General features: G+C 40.0%; 1 protein-coding gene. It reads right to left on the reverse strand.

Features of this window, described 5'->3' with window-relative positions; translation table 11 throughout:
- The coding region (locus R7Z49_RS26415; RefSeq protein WP_318112617.1) for an XRE family transcriptional regulator at nt 1-590 on the reverse strand (590 nt) is incomplete at both ends.

Consider the following 590-nt stretch of genomic DNA (forward strand, 5'->3'; position numbering starts at 1 on the left):
CGGAAACATTAAAGTTTTCAGCGACAACATTCTTCGAGTGAAAATCAATCACCGTTTTCGCTACTTGATCTTCAAGCTCCAGCAACTGTTCTTCCGTAATTTTCATTCGCGCCAAAGCAACACGAACGCATTTATCATGTGTCGTTGTTTGCTCTTTGATTATCTCGGTGTACTTATCGTTTAACTTCGAGTTTTCTGCGTAGCTGTAGTACAGCGGGCCGTGCAACGTAATACTTTTGTTTTCATCTACGTAAACAAGGTCTAGCAACTCTAGTGCACCCAGATAATCAGACATGCTTTGCTCTGATAAGTCGTATTTCTTCTTTAAAATTGTGTATCCATCTTTTCCGCGCAACATCCTCAGTTCACGATAAAAATCGTAAAGATGTGGGAACTGAAAAAACACTTCATCTTGTGTTCGACTAAAATAATCTTCATCTTCACCTTGCAACTGATTGGCTAACTTTTGCAATTCATCCAATGTACAGTCAATCGCACGACAGTATTCAAGCAGTTTATCTAGCGCGAGGTTGGTACTGGTTAAATGTCTCTTAAAAGTGGACAGTGGCATGCCCATTTTTTCAGATAGC

Source organism: Vibrio sp. 1562, from assembly GCF_033340155.1.
Classification (GTDB): Bacteria; Pseudomonadota; Gammaproteobacteria; order Enterobacterales; family Vibrionaceae; genus Vibrio; species Vibrio alginolyticus.